Below are 18,103 nucleotides of genomic sequence, written 5' to 3'. Positions count from 1 at the left end.
CACACCTCTGCGCCCTTCAAATAGGAGCCGCGCCAGCCACTGAAGGTGCGTGGTTTTTGGGGATCAGCCTAGGCGCGGAATAAACAGTTATTCCGTAGCTTGTGACGTCGAGCTACGCGCAGCAATAGCACCACAGATCGTGTCGTGCAAAAGCCACAGCACACCGTCCTGGATCGTCTCACGATTTTCAAGGAACGGCTGAAGTCCACCACCGTAAAGCATCGCTGACAGTGCAGCCGCTTGGTATAACTTGCGGTCCACGACATCCGCGGAACTCTCATATGCCAAGTAGTCTTCAAAACGGTAAGCGGTCGGAGTAACGGCCACGTCGTCTGGCTTCATATTCATACCTCACCTCGTGTGTTGATATTTAACGCGCAGAACTTCACCTGCGATGGAAAGGGAATGATTTCCCCGATGAAGATCAAATACCGTCCCTTGCGAGCTGATCCATATAGTCCGCGATCGCAATCCCGCCTCTGACGAACAAATCGTCCCCCGGCCTTGAGCATGGACGTCGCATAAATTCAATCATCGCGGCCGAGAAGCGAGCACTCTTTCCGTCTTTGACGAAGATGTCGAAGATTTTGCGTTGGCGGTCTGAATAGTCCGCTCTGCCACAGCGAAACCGAATGACTTCCGCACAAGGACCCTTGCGCGATTTGGCGCCCGGTTTCTTTTTGCGCGGAAACGGGATGACTTGAGAACCACGGCCAAACTCGTCGGGCCAAGTAGATCGAATCATCGCTTTGAGTCGGTCGACCATCTCCCTATCGATGCGTGGACTGGGAGTTTCGTGCTCAATCGTTGGCACCATAACTTTCAGTTCCGGCTGGCCCAGCGCGAACTCTTCCGGCCACGTCTTTCGAATGTGTGCGAGCAACTGACCGCGAATTTCCTCGCGAGACATTTTTGCGTTTGCGGGACTCGTTACAGGAACCGAAGGGACGATCTTCAAATCAGCCCGTTTCGTGTTGTATCGCTCCGGCCACTTTGCTCGAATGAGCGCTTTCATTTGGCGGGTCAGACGCTCCATCTCCAACTGGTCGGGCGTCAAAGTGTCTTGGTCTTTCATTGGTGCCTCCCTCTGCGCGAATGAGCCACCTCCGAAGAGGTGATGGACGTGCAGGGTTGGCGAACCGGCGACTAAGGTTACCGGCCAGCCCGAAGGCTGCCCTGCACGCCCACCGCAAAGTGAGCAAGCACACGCGCCGGGCACAAAAAAAAGCGCCATCGGCGCCGTTGCGCCTTAGTCAGTTCAGGTCGCCAAACCTGGTCCCCGAATTGGCAGGGACAAATCTAGAATGCTCCGCGATGCGCAACCTGTCAATTCTGGTTCGCGCAAAAAGAAACGCTTAGGCTTCGTTGCCAGCTCAAAAACTGGAAAGGAGGGCCGCGCTTTGCTCAAGTTTTTGCACGGCCCCCGCTGCCTGCACCGATACGTCGGGACACAAACGAGCCGAGGGTGCGTCGCACTAGACCTCGGACCAGCCAGGCCTTTGCACCCGGGGTCGTAAAGTAGGTGCGCGCCAGAAGCGGCGTATGGCGCAAGAAAGGGACGGTTTAATACCGTCCTTTTCTTTTATTCCCAGACACTAAAAACCCCGCTGGCGCGGGGTTGCAGTTGGCAAATTCAGTTCAGAAGTCTTTTTCCCCTGCTTGCCGGATGATCTCATCAGCAATATTCAAGGCGCCCTTGATCTGCTTTTTTATGTTCTCGGACACGCCATCTGCATGTGCTGTAAGTGCGACCTTTTCGAACTTTGTCGCGAGCAGTCGAGCGACAATATCGCTCCGAACCTTCGCCAAATCATTCATCTCGACACCTTGTCTGCAGTTAGGTACTGGCATTGTGCACTAATCAGTTACCCAACTGCCTTTTTGCGCATCGGCACCACGTTCGCGCCCTTCCGCTTCGCATCGATCATGTCCGCCCAGGCCTGCAGCAGCACCCGCCGTTCTTCGAGATACTGGGAGCGGTGATAGGCCGCGCGGATCTTGTCTTTTGGCACATGCGCCAGCGCGCGCTCGATCACGTCCGGGTTATGCCCCAGTTCGTTTAGGGTCGTGCTGAACGTGGCGCGGAAGCCGTGTGCAGTGATGTCACCAGTCTCGTATCCCATGCGCCGTAGCGCGGCCAACAGCGCGTTAGCGTGCAGCGGCTCGTTCTTCTTCACCGGACTTGGGAAAACCAAGTCACCGTTGCCGGTGAGCGGCTGCATGCGTTCCAAGATGGCCTTGGCTTGCTTGCTCAACGGTACGAGGTGCTCCATACCGGTCTTCGTCCGTTCACCTGGAATACGCCACAGCCCTTTGTCCATGTCGACCTCTGACCACCGCATGCCGCGAGTCTCGCCAGAGCGTGTCGCGGTGAGGAGAAGGAATTCGAGGGCACCTTTCGTTTCGGCACCGGCGCCAACATTCTCCAAACGCCCAAGGTAATCTGGCAACTGATCAAAGGTGAGTGCTGCGCGATGCTGCACTTTGCGTGTCCTAATCACGCCGACAAGTTCTCGTGCCGGATTCGTCTCGCACCGCAACGTGCGCACGCCAAGCGCAAAGATGGACGCTACCCGCTGCAGACAACGTTTCGCCTGATCGAGCGCGTCCCTGCCCTCCACGCGCTTTGCGACCGCCAGCACTTCGGCAGGCGAGATGTTGCTAATCGGTCGATCGCCAAGCGACGGGAGAATGTCGCGGTCGAGTTGTGATTGCACACGTACGACATGCGTTGCACGCCACTTGCCCCGATTGAGTTCGATCCACTCCTCGGCGACCGCGCGAAACGAATTGGCCGCGGCGACCTTCGCCTGTGCCTTCGTTTGTTTTCGTACGGCGCCGGGGTTCAAACCACCACGTAGTTGCGTACGCGCATCGTCACGCGACTGACGAGCCTCAGCAAGCGATACCTGTGGCCACTGACCGAAGCTGAGCATTTGCTCCTTGCCGGCAAAGCGGTATCGAAAGCGCCAAAGCTTTGCGCCATCCGACTGGACCAGCAATGTTAGGCCGAAACCGTCGGCCATTTTGTACGTCTTGGGACGCGGCTTGGCGTTCTTGATTTGCGGCAGCGTGAGCATGGGAATCCACCTGTGATCTACCCACAATCTACCCACACTTAAAGCCGGATGCAATGAATACACCTCGGACGCCACTGGACAACAAAACGCGATAAATGCCTAGAAAAGCCCGCGTTTTTCGGAGCGCACTGGACTTCATCGGATTCCCTTGGACAGCCAGTGTGAGTCCTCTTCTGGGCACCAGATAAAAGCAAAAGAGCTGCCGCAAGGCGGCTCTTTTCGTTTGTGTCTTCACAGCTCGCGCAGTATGCGAAAGCCCACGCGACCGCTGCGAATGCTCGCGTCCGCTCCCTGGCGATACGCCGAATTGGCCTGCTCCGGCGAACTGCCCCACGAGCCGCCGCGCACGACGCGGATCGAACAGCCCGGGTTGATCCACGCCGAACCGTCCACCGGCGCGCGCACGTAGTTATCGTGCCAGCAATCGGCCATCCATTCCGACACGTTGCCGTCCATGTCGTAGAGACCGAACGCGTTGGGCGAGAAACTCATGATCGGCGCGGGCCCCCAAAAACCGTCGCCGTAGTTTTGGAACGCGTGGCTCCAGCGACGCCCGCTCGGCGAGCGATCGAGTGAACCGGTGAGGTTTTCCACTTTGCCCTTGGGCGTACTGTTGCCCCACCAGTAACGCGTCGTGCTGCCGGCGCGCAGCGCGTATTCGAATTCCGATTCGCTGGGCAGCCGGAATTTCTTGCCGGTGCGCTGACTCAACCATTGCACGTAGGCATTGGCGTCGTTCCAGGAAATATTGACCACCGGCAAGTTGTCCGTCGCGGCGTGACCGGCGTAATCGTCTTGCCAATTCGCATCCGACACATCGCGCATCACACCGGTGCGTTCGTCGTAAACGCTAGCGCCGCCTTGCGTCGTCGAATCGGGTTTGTAGCCGCTCGCGCGCACAAACTCGCGAAACTGCGCCACCGTGATATCCGATTGCGACAATGCGTAGCCTTTGCTGATGGTGACCTCGTGCTGCGGCGTCTGCGTATCGGCGCGCCCCGCTTCGTTGTCCGGCGCGCCCATCATGTACGTACCGGTCGGAACCACCAGCATGGTGGGCGATTGACCGTTCATATCCACAAAGCGATCGCTGAACACCTGTCCCGGTTTAAAGTTCGCATAGAGACGCGCATTTGTCAGACGCTCTTCGAATTCCTCCAGCCCGGTCAGCTGCGCGCTGATCGACTGCGCCTGCCCCGCCAGTTGTTTGGCCAGCGGAATGTTGCCGGCATCCAGCGCCGAGCGCGCTTGCGCGAGAATATTGGCCGCGCGTTGCTGGCGAATCGTGTCGATCTGGTTTCGCACGTCGTGCAATTGCGGCGAATCGGGCTGGATAGGCGTCGCTTCCGTCATCGCCTGTTCCGCGCCTACGAAATCGTTCTGCGCCACGGCCGCAAGCGCGCGGTCTAGCACCACCCGTTGCACCTGCAAAATACCTTGCGCGGCCACAGCATTTTCCGGATCGACTTTTTGCACAGAGCGATACATATCCAGCGCATTGCCATCGGCTGGCTTATCGACCTTGCCTTGCTGCAACATCGTCGCCGCTTGCGCCAGCATCGGGCGCACTTGCAGCAAGGTCTTCATGCTTGCTTCGAGCGGCGCGACATCGTTCGCGGTATTGGGTAGCGCCTTGAGGGTGTCCAGCAAGGTGCCTGCCGATTCGGAATCGCCGATGGCGATGTCTTGCGTGATCTGCGCGATCAGATGCGTGCGAACCTGATCCAGCCCCTGCGCCGCGGCACGGCTGTCCGATTTGAGTTTGAGCGCCGCCAGATACAACGCCGCCGCACTGTTTTTGTCGCCAGCGATGCGCCCCGCCTGGTATGCCTTGTCCGCGCGCTCGAGCAAGGCTTTCACTTCCGGCGGGTCCGCCGTCAATTGCTCGGGCAACGGTGCGGGCTTACGAGTCAGGCGCGCGGCAATCACTGCAGTCGGCGCGAGCGTCAACGGCGGGCCGGCGTTGATCTCGTCCTGCTCGGAAGGCACTGCGGTGACGGGACGCGTGGCGGTCGTGGGCGCCAAGCGCGGCACGCCGGGAGCCGGAGGGTTGGCGACCTCTTCCGGGCTCACATGAAAGACCTGGGGGAAAAAGTGATACGTGAGGCCGAACGCCAGCACGAGCACGCCAAGCGCCCCACCTAATGCGCGCTGGCGTTGTACGGTTTCCTTGCTCGGCATGGTGGGCTATCCGTGACTGGCCTGCTATGGTTCACCGCTTACCTTATGGCACCACCGATGACGGGGCAATCGCGAATTGCAGATCCGGTCGTCTCAAGGAATACACATGCCCCTGCTTGCGCCGCCCCCCAAGGCAGATTGGATCGAACAACGCAGCGAACTTGAACGCTGGCTGGACCAATTGTCGACCCCTCAGGTGCTCGGTCTCGACACCGAGTTTATGCGCCGCAATACCTTTTATCCGCAGCTCGCGTTGCTTCAATTGGGTTTGAACGATCAATACGCGCTGGTGGACCCGCTCGCTTTCGATATCGGAACGGCACTGCAACCGCTGAACAATGCGAACGTCGTCACCGTGATGCACAGCGCGAGCGAAGACCTCGAAACGCTGTCGCCCTGGCTGCCGGAAGGGCCGCGCGTATTGTTCGATACCCAGATCGCTGCGGCCTTCGCAGGCATGGGTTTCGGCCTCAGTTATCGCGCGCTCGTCGCGGAACTGGCCGGCGCAGAACTCGATAAAGGCGAAACACGCTCGGACTGGATGCAACGCCCGCTCACGGCATCGCAACGCGACTACGCGACGCTGGATGTCGTTTACCTCAAGACCATCCATGAGCAACTCGTCGAACGCCTGGCGCAGCGCGATCGCACCGCCTGGCACGCCGAAGACTGCGAACGCCTCAAACGCAAAAGCTGCCCGCGCGAGGGCGATCCGCAACCGCAACTCGCCTTTCGCAACGCCGCCGAATGGCCGCGCGAGCAGCAGGCATTCCTGCGCCGCATTTTGTTGTGGCGCGACGCCACCGCACGACAATTGGACAAACCGCGTCCGTGGCTGCTGGAAGACGCGCTCGTCCTCAGCATCGCCGAACAACGTCCGCGCAATCTGGAGGAACTGGACCGCCGCGGCTCAGGCCAACGCGCGCTCCGCTCTCAGCAACGCGCCGAATTGTTCGAGGTGTTGGAGGACGCCGTCACCGACGCTGAAATCGCCGAAACCGGCCTCATCGCCCCCTACCCGCAAGGCAAGGCTAAGCAAGCCCTCTCCGCGATGAAGCTATGCGTGGACACGCTGGCTGCGGAGCTCGACCTGCCCGCCGGTCTGCTCTGTTCACGTCGCGTGCTCGAAGAGTTCGCCGTTACGGCCCAATGGCCTGAAGCGCTGGAAGGCTGGCGCCGCGATGTGCTGTACGACCGGCTCGGCAGCCTTTTACCGGGCTAAGCGTGCAAGGGCTTGGCTCGATCCCCGCTCCGCTGCTACCATTTGGAGCTCGCGTGGGGCGGTAGCTCAGCTGGGAGAGCGCTGCGTTCGCAAGGTAAATTTCTTGCCCACGTCGAGAGTGTTCCAGAGACAATTTATTGGGGCGGTAGCTCAGCTGGGAGAGCGCCACGTTCGCATCGTGGAGGTCGTGAGTTCGATCCTCATCCGCTCCACCAACTTCTTGATTTGATTGGGATTTATGCTCCAATCAAACAACAAGAATTTCGGTGGTGTAACGCCAAAAAAGAACCCTTGAAGGCCAAACCTTCGAGGGTTTTTTTTATGGCCTCACGGTTCGCGCGCTTCCGACCGTTTCCAACCGTTTCCGACAATTTCCGACTGCGTTACCCTGCTGTCCAACCCCTTTTTGGCCCAGATTTGGCCCAGTCCCCATGACCGAAACTTCTCCTGTTGCAGACATCCTGGAAAGTGTTCTCCGGCTCTTTCCCGACCGCCTGGGCGGCTCGCTGTCGATCGAGGAAACAGCGCTCTACCTTCACAGGGTCCATGGCATGGGGAAGGGAAACGATGACTCCAGGTATGAAGTGGCCCGGCGCAACCTGCCGAAGCTCGGCATCAAGCCGCGCGAGCTGTCCGGTGCGGGCAAACGCATCTGGGTGTCTGACTTGGTGAAGGCGATGGCCAAGCTTCGGGACCCGGAGGCCATCCAGCCCAAAGAGTCGAAATCGACCAAAGGTAAGGGCGGCTTCCGGAGCAATCGGATTAACTACGAGAACGAGAACAAGAGCACGAACAAGAGAGGCCCCGGTGCGGACAAAGGGGGTGTCACGACATCCACGGCCGGCCTCATCACGAAAGGCAACATCCTGGTGGCCAACCCCGAGGGGTGGCGTTGGCGTCCCCAGCGCCAGATCCCGGTGGTGCCGGTGCGCACCGAGTTTGTGTCGGAGCTGGCCGCGGTTCGCTACAAGAAAGCCCAGGAACGCAGCAAAGCATTCTGGAATGCCGTTTGGCGCGAGATTGAAGTGCTCCGGGCCACCCGGCGCCAGGCCGAAGCCCTCGCCTCGCCGCCCACGCGCCATCGCGTGCGCCCGCCCACCTCGCGCTCCTGATCCTGTCCAACGAAAGTTGCCTTTTTCGCTATTTTCGTTGGCTCAGTCCCCCACCCGCGCGATCAATCCCAAGCCTGGGAAGGCGGTGCCGACGCTGTTGCGAGGCATCGGTGTCGATGCGTCCACCCACACGGACGGCTCTGGCCACGGGTGAGCCGCGCGCCAGGCCGCCATCCGAGCTCGAACGCTGGCCTCATCCCCGGCTTGGGCCAGGTGCGGTTCCACGCTGACCAGGTGCACCCCCACCGTGCCGCGTGGGGGCGACGCCGTCAGGTCGAGATATCGCCAGGCATCGTGGATCACGTCCCGCCGGGCACCTTCGGGGCCAAGATCGACACCGGCGCCGACGCATCGCACCGCCAGGGGCCCAGTGGATGTCGTCAGGTGCAAATCCCAATCTTCGTCGGCGCTGGGCTGCCCCTGCCAACCGAGGGTTTTGGCGGCCTGGATGATGGCTTGCAGCCGCGCGGTAGGATCCAGCCACCAGGGCGTCACGTGCGCCGGGCCGGGGCGGGCGGGGACGATCCGGGCCCAGGCCTGGAGTAGCAGCGGAAGAAGTGTGTTCACGTCAACGACCCCTGGGGATGGCGCGGATATTGAGTCACTTCCGTGGGTTCGTGAGTGGTGCCACCGGCCAGAGAAGTCCTGGCACGGTGGCCCAGTCATCAGCCCATCAACACCGTCGGCAACACGGTGATCGCACCGATGCGGTGGAAGTAGTCGGTGCCCACGAGCTGGGGGTGATAGCGCATGCCGCGCTTCAACTCGCTCGGATGCGTGAACGTGGCAGTGCCCAGCAACTTCTCGATGCCATGGACCACGCCATAGGTCGAGCCGAAGGTCAGGTCGAGGATTTCATGGCTGGGCAACGTCAGCCAGGCATGGAGGCTCAACGGTCCGGAGATCGGCGGGCCTCGATCCAGCATGGCTTTCAGTTGAGCGACCTCGGTGTGGAACACCGCGCGACCCGTTTCATAGGTGACGTAGCCGATGGTGTAGAGCAGCGGCACTCCCAAATCTTGTTCGAGCGCATCTTTGATGAAGTGATGCACGGCGAAGCACTGGCCCGCGACGGCTTCTGGTTCCAGGTGACCCGTGACGCGCTGGGCGCTCTTCACGATCTTTCCGATGAACGCATCCGTCAGGTAGCGCTGCGTGTTGAACTTGATATCGGGGCATTCCAGCCCCCATTGCCTGGTTCGCGCGATGGCTGCATCCAGCTCGGCTTCATAGCTCACTTCCTGAGGGTTCAACATCGACAAACTCCTGTTGTGGGTGGCGACCTGAGCGTAACGACTTGGCGTCCAACACGCCGCATTTGAGGATCAAGCCTCCAAGCGGTCGCTCCTTTCTGTGCCTCTTGTCGTTCCCGGTTTCGATATAGTTCGAGGCGGGGACAGGCTTTCAGGGACAGGGTGATCATGAGAGTGGCCGATCTTTCGATCAGGAACTATCGGGGCATCCGCGAGGGATACCTTCGATTCAAGCCTCATGTGGTCCTGGTGGGGGCCAACAACACCGGCAAAACCACCGTCATTGAGGCCCTGACCCTCCTTTTGGGCCGTGATCGATTGATCCGGGACCTCACCGAACACGACTTCTTTGGTTCCGATCCACAGCCCGCCGATCGGATCCAACTCGTCGCCACGATCACCGGCTTCGAGGGCGATGACCCCAGTGACCACCCGGATTGGTTCCGAGATGGGCGCGCTGTCCCAAAGTGGTGGGACGATGCGGAGGGCGCGGTCCATCCTGCCCGGACGGATGCCAACTGGAAACTGTGTTGTCAGATCGGTGTGCAGGCCTACTTCGACCGCCCATCGCTGACGGTTGAAGTGGTTCGCTACTTCCATGACCACGATGGCGTCATGGACCCGTTCGATGATGACTCCCCGATTGGCGTTCCGCCAAAACTCGTGCAGCAATTCGGCTTTTTCCTGGTGCGGGCCAGCCGCACCTGGGACCGAGTTCTGTCCTGGGGTAGCGAACTGTTCCGGCGCACCCTTCAAGCAGCCGCAGCGCAGCCAGCCGATGCGATCCTCGCCCAACGCAATCAACTTCGGACGCCAGAAAGAGCCATCGAGGAAGACCCCCAGATCGCTCCTCTGATCAACAGCGTCAACAACGAGGTCGCGCGATGCATCGCCATGTCACCTCGGCTCACGCTCCGGGTGACCAGCACCGACAGTCGCTCGGTGTTGGATGCGGTCTCGCCGCACTATGCGGTGGGAGATGCAGCCAGTGTCCCTGCCGCACGGCAAGGCAACGGGCTCATCTCACTTCAAGGCCTTTTTCTTTTGCTCGAACTGGGTCGCCTTCGCGCCGAAGCTAGGGACGGCTTCACGATGGCACTGGAAGAACCGGAACTGCACCTGCCGCCGGCAACCCAGCAGCAACTGGTTCTGCGTGTGCAGGCCCTCTCATCCCAGACCTTCATCACCACGCACTCGCCGACCATTGCCGCCATGGCCGATCCCACGTCGGTTCTGATGCTGAGAAACGTCCAAGGGCGGCTTTCGGCGGAACCGTTCCTAGCCAAGAAGTTGGGACCGGATGCAGCTAACTGGCAGCGCAGGTTTTATCAGCACAATCGCACCGAGGTGATCGATGCATTGATGCATGCCACGGTCTTGGTGCCGGAAGGCCGCTCCGATCACCTGCTTCTCAAGACCGTGCTCAGGCCCCTCATGCTGCATCAAGGCTGGGGTGGCGAGCATGCCCATGCGTTCGGGCTTGAAGTCGGCGTGGTGCCCACTGAGGACGCGAAGGTCGTGGAAACGACATGTGACCTGTCGCGGATCCATCCTCGGGTGTGTTGCCTCGTGGATGGTGATGATGAGGGGCAACGTTACGTTCGCAATCTTGCAGCCTTGGCCCAACCGCCTGCCGTGGTGATCCGCTGGCCCGACGGTCAAATGATTGAAGATGCCGTCGGCTGGATCCTCGAAGCGGATGTGGCGTCCCTTGCGGGCTTGACCAACGACGTGCCAGAGCTTGATGGGGCCAACCTTGCTGGCGTGATCGCGCACATGAAAATAAAAAACAAAAAGTGCGATCTCGTGTTGTATGAGGCCGTTGCCGAAGCCATCTGTGAAAGCGCCGCGTGCCGCGCCCGAGCATCGGAACTCTTCCAGGCCATCGCCAAAGCGTGCGCAGGAACAGCCACCCCTCGCTTCGTCCAACGCGACCAGGCCTGGGTATTCCAGCCATGAGTGTCACCGTCTTTTCGGGCGGAGCGGGTTGCGGCAAAACGTATCAGTTGATGCAACGGCTGGCCGCCATCATCGAGGCCCAGCCGCCCAAGGACGGCCAGAAAGTGCTCGCCCTGACCTTCATGCACGGCGCGCGCCGAAGGCTCGATGATCGTCTGGCATCGGTGCCAGGGCTTGGAAGGCGTTACGAGTGCACCACGCTGGACAGCTTTGCCGCACGGATCGTTCGACGGTGGCAGTCCTTGGCCGTGCAACAGGGCGCCCGCATTCCCCTGGAGACCGAATATGACGACATCTGCGCTGTTGCCGCTCTGATCCTCGCCCACCCAGAGGTCGTGCGCTGGGTCAAGGCCTCCTTTCCCATCCTGGTGATCGATGAAGCCCAGGATCTCTCTCATTCCCGGCTGAGCATCGTTCAATGCCTTGCCACGGAGCTGACCGCGCTGATCGCGGCCGATGAATTCCAGTGCCTGAATGAAGAGCTGAGGCCCAATCCCGCGTGGGAGTGGTTGAGCGCTCAGAAAGACCACATCGCTCTCGAACAACCGATGCGCACCCGTGTCGCCTCCTTGCTCGATGCCGCAGCTGCAGTTCGGGGTGGCCGGGCTCTGCCGACTGGGAAAGGCTTCACCGTTTCCCTCACAGCAACCGCCCCCATGGCGGGCGGATATCTGAACACGCGCATTGCCGGACTTAAGGGCGGCGGGCTGGCCATCATCACGCCAACCATCAAACACTTCGCAGAGGGCGTCGTCACTTGGTCCAGCACCAAATCAAACAGCCGAGGAATGGGTCCTTACGCGATTGCGTGGGAGAAGAGCGAAACCAGGGCCGCCGAAATCGCCATGGAAGGCATTGCTCTGCCCAAAGAAGCTACCCCGGCCCAAGCGCTCGCGGCCCTGCACGCCCTTCATGACCAGGCTTTGGTCCGCGAGGTGGCATCGTGGCTCGACCGATTAAGTCGCACCCGCGGTCCGACCACCATCACCCGAGAAACGCTGGCTGAGCGCATCCAGATGATTTACGCCAACCGCCGCCGCTTCCAGCGCCCGCTTGATCGGGGTCTACGAGCCATGTCCATTCATGGTGCGAAAAACAGGGAGTTCGAGCATGTGGTGGTGCTTTGGCCCGCGGCCGTGGCTGGTGACGACGAACACAAACGTCGTCTGCTTTACAACGCAATCACCCGAGCGAAATCGGACTGCCTCGTGCTGGTCCAGCTGAAGCAGCAATTGGACCAACCCCCGTTTAAGTAGCGGCACTTTGCTCTTTTATGTGAGCGCCTTGATGGCCTGTGCCAGCCGGCCATTGCGTTCCTCGGTCGGGAAACGGGCCCGATCCACCACCACGTAATGGTGCGCGACGTAATCGACATGGGGTTGGACATCATCGTAGGGCGCCAACGCCTCGATCACGCGCTTCCCGAAAGGATCCGCGAAGCTCGTGGTGTCGCTGAGCACCGCAAAGCCATAGTTCAACACCGCATCGACTGCGGGGAACGGGCTTTCGGTGCATTTGAACAATCGATTGGGCTTCATGCCTTCGTCCTGTTTCTGCTTCAACTGATTTCGCGCAGCTCGTTCCAGCGGGTCGTGTAACGGGGCGACAGCATCCCGCGTTGCATCGACCAATCGCGCTCGCCTTTCACGCCGGCCGAGCCGATGCCCAAGGAGCCCCGCCCCCATTTGCCGTTGGCTTTATCCATCACGCCCATCAGCTTCTCGCGCTTCATGTCCTGCTCCGATGGCAGCGCATCGAAGAGTGACCCTTGCATCACACTCTTTGGTCGCAAGTCATCGAGCATCACACCAGCCTTGACGAAGCGATAAGGCCGGAAGATGGATTTGAGGATCTGCACGGCCCACACCGTCAGCGTGGCGGTGTCGTCCGTGGGCACGGCCAGCCGGATGGTGCGGATGGGTGAGTATTGGGGGTCTTGCGGGCGGAAGGCGTTGGTCGTGATGAACACGCCCAGGCGCCCCGCCACGGAGCCTTGCGCGCGGAGTTTCTCTGCCGCGCGGCCCACGTGCATGCGCACGGGATCGGCCAACTCGTCCACGGTATAGACCGGACCACCGAACGATCGGGAGGAAATGATCTGCTGCTTTGTGGGTGGCTCGTCTTCCCAGGCGATGCAGGACACGCCATTGAGCTCGTTGATGGTGCGTTCCATGACCACGCCCCACCGCTCACGGGCGCGCTTGGGATCGCACCGCGCGAGGTCGCCCGCGGTGTGGATGCCGTGCTCTTTCAATTGTTCGGACAAGCGCCGCCCGATGCCCCACACATCCTTGGCCTCGAACTGATCCAGCAGAGCCAGTCGCTCCTCCGCGCTCAGCGCGGTGAGGTCGCACACGCCCTGCCATTCGGGGCGTTTCTTCGCCACGTGATTGGCAAACTTGGCGAGGGTCTTCGTGCTCCCGCCGAAGCCCACGCACACGGGCAATCCCAGCCACTGTTGCACTTGGCGCTTGATCGCGTGACCAGTGGCGGTGCGGTCGATCCTCTGGCCACCGAAGTCCAGGAAGCTCTCATCGATGCTGTAAATCTCCTGGCAATGCGGCGGCACCCAAGTCGCCAGCAACCCATGAAATCGACGGGACATGTCGCCGTAGAGTTCGTAGTTGCTGGACATCGCCAAGATGCCGTGTTGCCGCGCCAGGTTTTTCATCTTGTGCCAAGGCGTCCCCATCGGGACGCTGCCCAATGCCTTCACCTCGGCACTGCGGCTGACGCAGACCCCGTCGTTGTTCGACAAGATAACCATCGGGGTGCGTTCCAGATCCGGGCGCATCAGACGTTCACAACTCACGTAGCAGTTGTTGACGTCCACCAGCGCCAGGCACCTTCGTTCTGGGGGTTCCATGTCACACCGGCTCCACGTGCACCACGCGCAGCGTCGGCGTTTCCATCGGGTTATACGTGGCCGAGATTTCGCCCATGCCATTCGGCCCGCCGCTGGGTTCCAGTTGCAGGAAAAGGTGACCCGCCACTTGGCTGGCGTCCAACAGGATTTCGCGTGGCGTCAGACCGGTGTTGAGCAAGGACGGACGTGGCGGGTTCTTGCGCCAGGGCGTCAGATCGAAGCGGCCACCGTCACGGATCTGGGCTTGATCGTTGGGCAGCTTGACGCCCAGGTCTTCCAGGTCGGCCGTGCCCAAGGTGAAGGTGTAGGTGTCCTTGCCGTGGACGGCGTTGTAGAGCTTCTGGCGATCGTAGGTTGGGTATTGGTATGTCATGGGATGTTCCTTTTGGTTGTATGACCCACTTATTTATGCCCGCCAAAAACGCGTGTCATCGTCGTCCGCGTTTGAAGGATTTCAGGCAGTGGGTCACGACACCCCAGACCACGAGTTCATCGCCTTCATCGAACGTAATTTTGGGAAAGTGGCTGTTCTCGGGGATGAGGACGGGTTTACCGTCCTCCTCACCCAGAGTCTTGATCGTCAAATCGTTATTCACGATCGCCACCACGACATCGCCCCGAATGGGATGGAGCGCCCGATCCACCACCACACGGTCGCCATCGAAGATTCCGGCGCCATGCATGGACCAGCCCCGCACCTGCAAGATAAAGGTGCTCGCCTCATGCCCGGGAATGACCATCTCAGCCCCAAGATCCAGGTGCTCTTCGTAATCCTGGGCAGGGCTCGGAAACCCACACGGCACCCGGCTGACAAACGCCACCAGGTTCAGATCAGGCGCGATGGCGACCGGCTGAGGATGCTCCGCCGTGGTGTCCTGCCGGTAAGCGTCGAGGAACGCCACGACGGTCTCAACCTGAGAGAGCGGGACCCGGATTTGCTGGGTTTGCTCGCCAAAGGGACCGCCGGGTTTGCGGCCTGCGCCGGGGCGGGCACCGCCGTGTTGGGAGGGAGGCATGGGCGTAAACTTGAATTTTGTGCAGAATTCAAGTTTACCACCGGGCCGGTCTCAGGAGCTGAGAGACCTCACAGCCATTTCCTGTCCGGTTCGGACTCCGCAGGCGGCTGGGAGTTTGCCAAGGTGGCTTTCTGGGCCAGTTCCATCACCCAAATCAGATCGTCCAATTTCACTGTCCTTGGCTCCTGCCCCTTGGCGATCAGGTCAAGGAGTCCCTCGGACTCGGGATCGTTTTGCTGAGCCTGTTTCGCATTTTTGGCCGCGTCCCTCACCGCCGCCTGGACCTCCGGGGTCAATAGGGGTGAATAGCTGTTCGTGTCCATGGCCAGCAGCAACGCTGTCTTGATGAGCTTGGCCGCCGGATCCGTCGCATCCAGTCTTCCCACGCGGTCCGACTGTTCGTTCGTCAACATGCCCCACCCTCCGTCGCGGAACCTGAGATCGGTCGGTGTAGGCTAATTCCAACCCCATCCTCTGCCCAAGCTCCCATGTGCTATTCCGCTGAGGTTTATTCGGATTTTCGCAAATACCAACGCTACGGCGGCACGCTGGATCTGAAAGCCTTTGTCGATCTGTTTTTCCACCAGGGCAAAAAAGGCACGTTCACGAAGCTGGTGCCCAAGGCCGTGCGTGATGCCTTCGACCAGGCCGTGGGCCAGGACGAACAGGACGTCAAGGCCGCGGTGGTCCAGGCCTATCGTGATGTGATTTTGCACTACGAAGAAATTGTGGTGGAGCAAACCGAGCGCCTGATCAAGGCCCAGCAAAAACTGGCCAAGATGCCCACGAAAACGGCGGAGAACGAGGCGCGGATCGCTCAGAAGAAGATTGATGAGGCGAATGCGCGCATGGCGCAGGCGCATGAGGCAGCGGCGCAACACGATGGGTTCACCCGGATCTGGCCGGGGCACTATTGCCCCATCCTGATCCGCGATCCCGCCACGGGGGAACGCCGGATCGTGCCGGCGCGCTACCGATGCCGGTTGGTGGGGTGGACGGAAAAGGACGAACGCCTGAAACCTGGCACGTATAACGCGCGAATGGATTCACTGAAAACCGCGTGGCGCGGGATCTTCGGGCACTTCCATGCGGTGGTCGTGGCGCGGCGGTTCTATGAGTCCGTCTTGCTTCACGACAACCAGCAACGTGCGCTGGCGCCGGGCGAGAAAGAGCAAAACATTGAGATTGTTTTCAGCCCGGAACCCGAGCAAGAGATGCTGCTGGCGTGCCTGTATCGGTATGTCGAGCCGGAAGGCGACGAAGGGGGTTATTTCACCTTCGCTGCGGTGACCCGCGAACCGCCCCCGGAGGTCTTGGCGGCCGGCCACAACCGGTGTGTGATCCCGTTGAAGCCGAAGAACCTGGACGCGTGGCTGGATCCCGATCCCAAGAACCTCGGGGCGCAATATGCGATCTTGGAAGACCCGATTGGTGCGTTCTACCAGCACCAGATTGTGCAGAAGGGATTTGATGCAGAGGGTGAAGAGCCGCCACCCGGGTCGTCATGACCCAGGCGGCCATCGGCCACCGCACCGCCCGGGTTCAATCCTTGCGCCGCGCGCCGAACTCGCCGCTCATGGTCCACACCGTGGACTGGTGGTTTTCGAACTTGCCCCCTACCTGAAAGCCAGCCCCTTCGATGGCGGCGGTCAGGTGGGCGTTGACCTGAAAGTCGTCCTCGTAGTTCACGGTGAGCGAAAACACATCCAAGCCATGGTCCAATCTCAACTTGGCCACGGCTTGCCAAGTCGGCTCATGGGGAAACCACACTGGATTGTCGATCATGGCCGCCGCGTTGCTTCCGCGAAGTGAGGCATGGAACAGCAGGTTTTCACCGGTGCGTGCTTGTGTGCCGACCGAGCCCCCCGCTTGCCCCGTGCCCGCACTGGGTGGAATGGGAACGGACAACTCGCCGGCAAACTCTCGTGACCACCCCTTCACGTGCTGAACATTGATGGTGTTCGCGCCGAGCGCGCCCAGAAGCAGGAGGGCTTCACTGAACTTGTGTTCAAACACATGCCTGTGAAAGGACGCCACCGGGTAATACAAGCGTTGATTGGCGGGATGCTGCATGTAGACGACTTTCGCCCGCGGATGACCAGGCGGGAACAGCAGATCCTTGGCCACGCCGGAACCCACCATCTGCACATCCAGTCCTTCGGATTTTGCACGCCTGCGTGCCTCCATGATGGAACGAATGGCCAGCCCTCCTAGACCAAAAACGCTCATTTGCCAAGAGAACTTGGCGTAGTCCACTGCGAGGCTTTGAACCTTTTGCAGGAAGGGAGCTTCTTCGCTTTCGTTCTTTGGTGTCCCCATCTGCTTTTCAACTTCAACCACGGCGTCGGGGACAACCGTGATCAACAAGCTCAACTGTTCCATCTGCCTGCATTCCCCTGTTTTCAACACGCCCCATCACACGTTCGAATGAGTGCTTTCCAGATATTTGGCCAGACCCAGCAACGCAAATCCATACACCACAACGGCACCGATAACCTTGAACATGTCGAGCTCCTGATGGCGGCGCCCCCTGTGGGCGCCGTTCAACGCAAGGCTACGTGCGTCAACTCTCAGAGGTTGAGATTGGTCCGGCAAGCCATCAGAAGCGCGTCAAGTTCGCCGGAGAAACGGGGTCCGGCCCCCTTGGCCAACGTGCCTCCAAGGCTTTGATGAAACGCACGGTGCTGGCCACGTGGCTGTAAATCAGCAAGGCCTCGTCGTAGCCCAGAATGGTGTTGTCGTGCGCCATGGAGTGGTTGTTCCGCACGTGGTTGAAGGCCTCGAAGTGCGCGATGCTCGATTTCAGGATGCGCTCGGCCATGTCGGAGCCGATCTTGTTCTGCTCTTTCAGCACCTTCACGTAAGCGCCGACCAAGCCGTTCAACGGCACGTTGCGATCCAACTTCAAGTCGTGGTCATCGCAAAGCTTCCGGAAGAATTTCACGACGAAGGTGTGCAGGCGATCGAGGCCGGCTTCGGGCTGGTTCTTCTCGATGGCTTCGCGTGCAGCCTTCGCCACGGCTTCAAAATCCCGGTCATCGGGTTCGGCGGCAATGGCGGCCAGGTCCGCGACGGGCTGACCGGCGGAAATGCGGGTGAGCACCGCCTGGTAGCCGGCCACCAGCTTTTCGTCGGTGATCGCTGGCCACCCATCCTCTCGGGCCAAATCGAGGAGCGCCGTGAGACACTTGGCCACGACCCAGTTGTCCTCCTGATCCCAAAAGGCGCGCATGCGCCACGCTTTGGAACCGCTCTGGATTCGGAAGCGTGGATCGTCGATGTCACGATCCACTTCTTCGGCAAAAAACCGCGCATAGGTCCGATCACTGAAATTCAGCACATAGCCGGAGCCCATGCCCAGAAATGCCTCCAACGCTCGCCGCTCTTTGGGGGTCAAGTCAGACATGGACGCCT

General features: G+C 60.4%; 19 protein-coding genes and 1 tRNA gene. 6 read left to right on the top strand and 14 right to left on the bottom strand.

All coding sequences use genetic code 11. From position 1 onward, the window contains the following. Window positions 1-87: 87 nt before the first annotated feature. From L0U79_RS10995 to L0U79_RS10975, 5 genes are all read right to left on the bottom strand, one after another. Window positions 88-348, bottom strand: coding sequence for a hypothetical protein (locus tag L0U79_RS10995; RefSeq protein ID WP_233842321.1), 261 nt, complete (start codon window positions 346-348; stop codon window positions 88-90). Window positions 349-424: 76 nt separating this feature from the next. After that, on the bottom strand, window positions 425-1,075 hold the full coding sequence (locus L0U79_RS10990; RefSeq protein ID WP_233842320.1) for a hypothetical protein: 651 nt from the start codon (window positions 1,073-1,075) through the stop codon (window positions 425-427). A gap of 563 nt (window positions 1,076-1,638) precedes the next feature. Beyond that, the gene (locus L0U79_RS10985; protein ID WP_233842319.1) at window positions 1,639-1,818 is read right to left on the bottom strand and encodes a hypothetical protein; all 180 of its coding nucleotides are present in this window, start codon (window positions 1,816-1,818) and stop codon (window positions 1,639-1,641) included. Between the two features lie 47 nt (window positions 1,819-1,865). Further along, the gene (locus L0U79_RS10980; RefSeq protein ID WP_233842318.1) at window positions 1,866-3,080 is read right to left on the bottom strand and encodes a tyrosine-type recombinase/integrase; all 1,215 of its coding nucleotides are present in this window, start codon (window positions 3,078-3,080) and stop codon (window positions 1,866-1,868) included. A 231-nt stretch (window positions 3,081-3,311) separates the two neighbouring features. Further along, on the bottom strand, window positions 3,312-5,261 hold the full coding sequence (locus L0U79_RS10975) for an SUMF1/EgtB/PvdO family nonheme iron enzyme (protein ID WP_233842317.1): 1,950 nt from the start codon (window positions 5,259-5,261) through the stop codon (window positions 3,312-3,314). Window positions 5,262-5,367: 106 nt separating this feature from the next. On the opposite strand from L0U79_RS10975, the gene rnd reads away from it, so the two are divergent. The 3 genes from rnd to L0U79_RS10960 all read left to right on the top strand — a co-directional run bounded on the left by rnd (window position 5,368) and on the right by L0U79_RS10960 (window position 7,595). Next, complete coding sequence (gene rnd, locus L0U79_RS10970) at window positions 5,368-6,483, top strand: ribonuclease D (protein WP_233842316.1); 1,116 nt, start codon at window positions 5,368-5,370, stop codon at window positions 6,481-6,483. Window positions 6,484-6,622: 139 nt separating this feature from the next. Then, window positions 6,623-6,698: transfer RNA gene (locus tag L0U79_RS10965), tRNA-Ala, on the top strand. A 216-nt stretch (window positions 6,699-6,914) separates the two neighbouring features. Then, window positions 6,915-7,595, top strand: coding sequence for a hypothetical protein (locus L0U79_RS10960; RefSeq protein ID WP_233842315.1), 681 nt, complete (start codon window positions 6,915-6,917; stop codon window positions 7,593-7,595). A gap of 42 nt (window positions 7,596-7,637) precedes the next feature. On the opposite strand, the gene L0U79_RS10955 is transcribed toward L0U79_RS10960, so the two are convergent. Together L0U79_RS10955 and L0U79_RS10950 are read right to left on the bottom strand one after the other, a co-directional pair. Further along, window positions 7,638-8,162, bottom strand: coding sequence for a hypothetical protein (locus tag L0U79_RS10955; RefSeq protein WP_233842314.1), 525 nt, complete (start codon window positions 8,160-8,162; stop codon window positions 7,638-7,640). Between the two features lie 98 nt (window positions 8,163-8,260). Next, window positions 8,261-8,851 carry a hypothetical protein gene (locus tag L0U79_RS10950; RefSeq protein ID WP_233842313.1) on the bottom strand — a complete coding sequence of 197 codons (591 nt, stop codon included), beginning with the start codon at window positions 8,849-8,851 and terminating at the stop codon, window positions 8,261-8,263. A gap of 165 nt (window positions 8,852-9,016) precedes the next feature. Between L0U79_RS10950 and L0U79_RS10945 the strand changes: the two genes are divergently transcribed. Together L0U79_RS10945 and L0U79_RS10940 are read left to right on the top strand one after the other, a co-directional pair. Next, window positions 9,017-10,807 (top strand): AAA family ATPase, encoded by a 1,791-nt coding sequence (locus L0U79_RS10945; protein ID WP_233842312.1) that lies wholly within the window; start codon window positions 9,017-9,019, stop codon window positions 10,805-10,807. Next, window positions 10,804-12,063 (top strand): ATP-dependent helicase, encoded by a 1,260-nt coding sequence (locus tag L0U79_RS10940; protein WP_233842311.1) that lies wholly within the window; start codon window positions 10,804-10,806, stop codon window positions 12,061-12,063. Before L0U79_RS10945 ends, L0U79_RS10940 begins: the two co-directional genes overlap by 4 nt. A gap of 15 nt (window positions 12,064-12,078) precedes the next feature. Here L0U79_RS10940 and L0U79_RS10935 read toward each other — a convergent pair whose 3' ends face one another. The 5 genes from L0U79_RS10935 to L0U79_RS10915 all read right to left on the bottom strand — a co-directional run bounded on the left by L0U79_RS10935 (window position 12,079) and on the right by L0U79_RS10915 (window position 15,102). Next, entirely contained in the window at window positions 12,079-12,345 is a 267-nt protein-coding gene (locus L0U79_RS10935) for a hypothetical protein (RefSeq protein WP_233842310.1), read from the bottom strand. 20 nt (window positions 12,346-12,365) lie between these two features. Further along, window positions 12,366-13,673 (bottom strand): Y-family DNA polymerase, encoded by a 1,308-nt coding sequence (locus L0U79_RS10930; protein WP_233842309.1) that lies wholly within the window; start codon window positions 13,671-13,673, stop codon window positions 12,366-12,368. Between the two features lies 1 nt (window position 13,674). Continuing rightward, window positions 13,675-14,046 carry a hypothetical protein gene (locus L0U79_RS10925; RefSeq protein ID WP_233842308.1) on the bottom strand — a complete coding sequence of 124 codons (372 nt, stop codon included), beginning with the start codon at window positions 14,044-14,046 and terminating at the stop codon, window positions 13,675-13,677. Between the two features lie 55 nt (window positions 14,047-14,101). Further along, window positions 14,102-14,689 carry a translesion error-prone DNA polymerase V autoproteolytic subunit gene (umuD, locus tag L0U79_RS10920; protein ID WP_233842307.1) on the bottom strand — a complete coding sequence of 196 codons (588 nt, stop codon included), beginning with the start codon at window positions 14,687-14,689 and terminating at the stop codon, window positions 14,102-14,104. A gap of 68 nt (window positions 14,690-14,757) precedes the next feature. After that, window positions 14,758-15,102, bottom strand: coding sequence for a hypothetical protein (locus tag L0U79_RS10915; RefSeq protein WP_233842306.1), 345 nt, complete (start codon window positions 15,100-15,102; stop codon window positions 14,758-14,760). A 75-nt stretch (window positions 15,103-15,177) separates the two neighbouring features. Here L0U79_RS10915 and L0U79_RS10910 point away from each other — a divergent pair, with 75 nt between their 5' ends. Continuing rightward, window positions 15,178-16,197: an SOS response-associated peptidase family protein gene (locus L0U79_RS10910; protein ID WP_233842305.1), complete on the top strand. Its 1,020-nt coding sequence runs from the start codon at window positions 15,178-15,180 to the stop codon at window positions 16,195-16,197. Window positions 16,198-16,231: 34 nt separating this feature from the next. Here L0U79_RS10910 and L0U79_RS10905 read toward each other — a convergent pair whose 3' ends face one another. Together L0U79_RS10905 and L0U79_RS10900 are read right to left on the bottom strand one after the other, a co-directional pair. Beyond that, a complete protein-coding gene (locus L0U79_RS10905) occupies window positions 16,232-17,071 on the bottom strand; it encodes a hypothetical protein (protein WP_233842304.1) in 840 nt (279 codons plus the stop codon). 217 nt (window positions 17,072-17,288) lie between these two features. Continuing rightward, window positions 17,289-18,095, bottom strand: a complete 807-nt coding sequence (locus tag L0U79_RS10900) for an abortive infection family protein (RefSeq protein WP_233842303.1) — start codon at window positions 18,093-18,095, stop codon at window positions 17,289-17,291. Window positions 18,096-18,103: the final 8 nt, after the last annotated feature.

Origin of the sequence: Dyella sp. 2HG41-7 (assembly GCF_021390675.1) — a bacterium.
In the GTDB taxonomy this organism is placed as follows: Bacteria; Pseudomonadota; Gammaproteobacteria; order Xanthomonadales; family Rhodanobacteraceae; genus Dyella_B.
The sequence above is the reverse complement of the archived record's forward strand: the minus strand, read 5'-3'. Positions and strand labels throughout refer to the sequence as shown.